The organism is Cohnella suwonensis (assembly GCF_042655365.1).
Taxonomy (GTDB): Bacteria; Bacillota; Bacilli; order Paenibacillales; family Paenibacillaceae; genus Cohnella; species Cohnella suwonensis.
In genome coordinates, this window is the sequence record NZ_JBHSMH010000115.1 from 4,884 (window position 1) to 9,346 (window position 4,463).

The window sequence follows — 4,463 nt, forward strand, 5'->3', positions numbered from 1 at the left end:
AAAGTCGCCGGCTGCGCGATTGCGCAGTTAGTCGGTGCGGATGTGTCCGGCTGACTCTGCTTCACTGCTGCTGAATTACTTCTATGAATCCTCTTCTAACTCCTGCCGGACCAAGGCGGCTCGTCCGCCGAAGCGTGAACATGGTGTTATAGGATGTTCCCGCCTTCTTCGATTTCTCTCCCATAAAATTCTTCCTACATCGCCGATATACTTACTACAGATGGCTTCCCCATTGCTTCGTCGAGATACTTACTACAGACGGCTTTTCCCATTGCTTCGTCGAGATACTCACTACAGACGGCTTTTCCCATTGCTTCGTCGAGATACTCACTACATACGGTTTTTCCCATTGCTTCGTCGAGATACTCACTACATACGGTTTTTCCCATTGCTTCGTCGAGATACTTGCTACAGACCGCTTTTCCCATTGCTTCGTCGAGTGGCCATCTTTGATTGTTTAGTTCTTAGCGGGAATTTCCTATAACGTAAATGTGTTCACGACGTCCTACCACCTTAAGCCCGAAGGGCGGCCGCGATGCGGTTAGGTGGTGCGGATGTGTCCGGCTGATTCCGCTTCCCTGCTACTGAATTTCTCCAGTCGAATCCGCTTCATTACTCCTGCCGGACCGAGGGGCGAATGCCCCGATGCGTGAACATGGTGTTATGTGATGTCTCTGCCTTCTTCGAAATACCTTCAAAATCATCTCTTATATTCTTCCTTCAATATCTTCATTATTATTAAAGATTCATGTTCTTCTTCCGTCTTAATAATATCTCTTACTATCCTTTCGACTCGAAACCCAGCACTTTCATATATATGCTTGGCTCTATTATTATTTAATTTAACATCTAACCATATTCTATGTGCGTTTAAGTTGGTAAAGATATAATCTTGTATTAATTTAATTGATTCCTTACCATATCCTTTGCCCTTCTCGCTTATAGTGATCCTTGTCAATTCGATACATTTATTTTCATTTAATAGTCCTGAAATAATAATATATCCAACTTTATGTTTGTTTTTATCTTCTATTATGACATGTAAGTTATCTTCATTTTTTATGGTTTCTATATGCTTATCCCTTGTCCAAGAAAAAATAAAAGGCTTGTTATCCGGGTGTTGTTCCGTTGAGATTACAAAATCCAAGTCTTCTATTATTGTTCTTCGGAATTGAATGTAATCTGTTCTTATTAATCTATCTGAGTTCAAATTAAATCACCTCATGCTCTTAGATTTAGGCACTTGCAGAGATTTCACATAACGTTCATGTGTTCACGACGTCCCACCGACTTAAGGCGACGAAGTCGCCGGGCGCGATGCGCTTAGTCGGTGCGGATGTGTCCGGCTGAAATACTTACAGTTGCTGAGCTACTCCAGTCGAATCCGCTTCCTACTTCTGCCGGACCGAGGCGGCTCGTCCGCCGAAGCGTGAACATGGTGTTATGTGAAGTCTTCGACTTCGAAGAATCGCTTACAAATATCTCTTAATAATCTCTTCATCCCAAATCTGAACTTCAATATATCTTTCTGGTCCATTATTTCCATTGATATTCCATTCTTGTGGTAATCCAAATTCTTGAATTATCTCGATGATTTCATCTTTATTATAAACCTGTTTCCTATATGGTTTACCATCAGGATAACGCATCGTAGGAAAAAGATCACCATAAGTAAAACTAATTGAGTCTTTGGAGAATTCATTCCAATCAATTGAAATTAATCCTGGATTGTTAAACCATGACTCAAGCCATCTACAAGATTCTAAAGTCATATAATGAGGAAAAGAATTTCGTGGTTTCCCGCCTTTACTAATGAATTGTTCTCTAGCTTGTCTTTCAAGATCTCTTCTGATCGTCAAATAATCATCATTTCGCTGACTTGCAAATGATCTGCCCTCAGCTCGAATTTGATTTGAAATTTGACTTGCTTGTTCAATTGAGAGTTTGGATAGGTTTCTAAATGGCCCTATATCTCTCTCAAAATAATGAAACAAATCATACTTCATGATAATTGTCCTTTCGCACTTAACAGTATTCGAAGATTTCACATAACGTTCATGTGTTCACGACGTCCCACCACCTTAAGCCCGAAGGGCGGCCGCGATGCGGTTAGGTGGTGCGGATGTGTCCGGCTGAATTAGCTTCCCTGCTACTGAATTACTCCAGTCGAATCCGCTTCCCTGCTTCTGCCGGACCGAGGCGGCTCGTCCGCTGAAGCGTGAACATAGTGTTATCGGATGCCTGTGTCTTCTTCGATTCCACTTAGAAAATTCATACTCAAATCAAGACATTCCTGATATTCTTTAATATTAAAACATTTATTAAACGGATTCATAAATCCATGATCTGCTTGTATAATAGCAAATTTAAGTTTCTCTTTTGGTTTCAGTTGTCTTTCTAATTCTATTACATCAAATGATTTTTCATTAATTGGAAAGAACAATAAGGTCAAACATTTCGGTTCTATTCCAATAGAATTTCTAATCCTTGATCCATAATAGCCGATTATGCCATCGACTTTAAATTCACTACAGCACCATGCTATTGTTGCACCAATACTAAATCCAATAATATATATCTTATTATATTGATTTCTATTTTCATTGATTATTTGGTTCACAATTTGTATAGATTTATTAAATCCAACTTCATTCATGAAAAATTGATAGGCTATATCTTCTTGATCATAGGCAAAAGAGTCCCTTTGTAAAAGGTTAGGGGAAATTACATCGAAGCCTGCTTCAACCATCAAACTTCTATACATATTGATATGATCATTAATTCCATATATTTCATGAAGAAGAATGACCAATGATTTTCTTGTTTTCTTGATCACTTGGAGCTTTACCTTCTTTCAATATGTTCTTACACAGGTTTCCGATAACGTAAATGTGTTCACGACGTCCCACCGACTTAAGGCGACGAAGTCGCCGGGCGCGATGCGCTTAGTCGGTGCGGATGTGTCCGGCTGATTCCACTTCTCTGCAACTGCCAATTGCTCCCCTGAATCCACATCTAACTCCTGCCGGACCGAGGGCCGAATGGCCCGAAGCGTGAACATGGTGTTATGAGATGTCGGCGACTTCCTGATTTACTTAAGAATCTCTCTGTTCTTTCAACATTTCATTTATGCTATGCAATTCAATCCTATCTTCATGTTTCCTTAAATCTATATACTCATGTTCAACTTCTATTTTTAATTCATTTCTTTCAAAGAATTTCAGGAGTCTAACAGCCTCTTTATTTATAAGTACTCTATAATCTTGCAATTTAATTTGATCTTGTTTAAGCATCTCTTTATATTCATCAGATGTTGTAATATACGTCATTGCAATATACCTGAGAAAAGAATACCCATCACAATATTCATCATAAAGTGTTTCTGCTATTTCTAAATAGTTGATTGGATTTTGAATCAAATTGGATAGATAAGATACTATTCTCTCTTGTTCAAAATATCCAATTGTAATTATCTCTTTTATTTGTTTTTCTGTCTCTTGATAAGCGTATTTGCCTTTGTAGTCCCTTGAAACAAATTCAATATATTCCGATTGCCCTAGAATTTCTTCAAGTTCATCATGATTGTATAGCCATTGTTCAAATTCAGATAATGAAACATTCTTCTTAATGAAATAGTACATGTATCTATACGCATCAACGTTATCCAGCATCAATGATTCACCAACTTATGTTTTAGTCTTTCGCCGATTTCTCATAACGTTCATGTGTTCACGACGTCCCACCACCTTAAGGCACCGTCAGGTGCCGGCCGCGATGCGGTTAGGTGGTGCGGATGTGTCCGGCTGAATTACTTACAGTTGCTGAGTTGCTCCAGTCGAATCCTCATCCCTACTCCTGCCGGACCGAGGGGGCTTGTCCCCCGAAGCGTGAACATGGTGTTATCCGATGCCTCCGACTTCCTGAAATACAATAACTGCCCTTAATACGTCTTTCAATTTGGTCTTAAATGGCCCTTAATTAAGCCTTAAATCATTGCTTTTGTAATTATTCTGATTTCAAAGTGGTTGCTAATCACAGCTTTGAAAAGGATCATTCTTTCGTTCTTATTAAGGCTTTTACGATTATTCCGATTTCAAAGTGGCTGCTAATCACAGCTTTGAAAAGGATCATTCTTTCGTTCTTATTAAGGCTTTTACGATTACTCCGATTTCAAAGTGGCTGCTAATCACAGCTTTGAAAAGGATCATTCTTTCGTTCTTATTAAGACTTTTACGATTATTCCGATTTCAAAGTGGCTGCTAATCACAGCTTTGAAGAGGATGTTCGTGAGTTGTAACCGTAATCTTATGGCTCTAATTCGAATACTCTTTCCCAACTGGCACTGGATCTCGGAGGTTTCGGATAACGTTCATGTGTTCACGACGTCCCACCACCTTAAGCCCGAAGGGCGGCCGCGATGCGGTTAGGTGGTGCGGATGTGTCCGGCTGAATTTGCTTCCTTG

4 protein-coding genes are annotated in these 4,463 nt (G+C 39.6%); all 4 read right to left on the reverse strand.

Annotated features, from left to right (window positions below; all coding sequences use genetic code 11):
- Positions 1 to 700: 700 nt before the first annotated feature.
- A complete protein-coding gene (locus tag ACFPPD_RS25845) occupies positions 701 to 1,210 on the reverse strand; it encodes a GNAT family N-acetyltransferase (RefSeq protein ID WP_209751959.1) in 510 nt (169 codons plus the stop codon).
- Positions 1,211 to 1,472: 262 nt separating this feature from the next.
- Positions 1,473 to 2,006, reverse strand: coding sequence for a hypothetical protein (locus ACFPPD_RS25850; RefSeq protein WP_209751961.1), 534 nt, complete (start codon positions 2,004 to 2,006; stop codon positions 1,473 to 1,475).
- A 224-nt stretch (positions 2,007 to 2,230) separates the two neighbouring features.
- Complete coding sequence (locus ACFPPD_RS25855) at positions 2,231 to 2,836, reverse strand: dienelactone hydrolase family protein (protein WP_209751963.1); 606 nt, start codon at positions 2,834 to 2,836, stop codon at positions 2,231 to 2,233.
- A gap of 259 nt (positions 2,837 to 3,095) precedes the next feature.
- Entirely contained in the window at positions 3,096 to 3,671 is a 576-nt protein-coding gene (locus ACFPPD_RS25860; RefSeq protein ID WP_209751965.1) for a hypothetical protein, read from the reverse strand.
- Between the last annotated feature and the right edge of the window lie 792 nt (positions 3,672 to 4,463).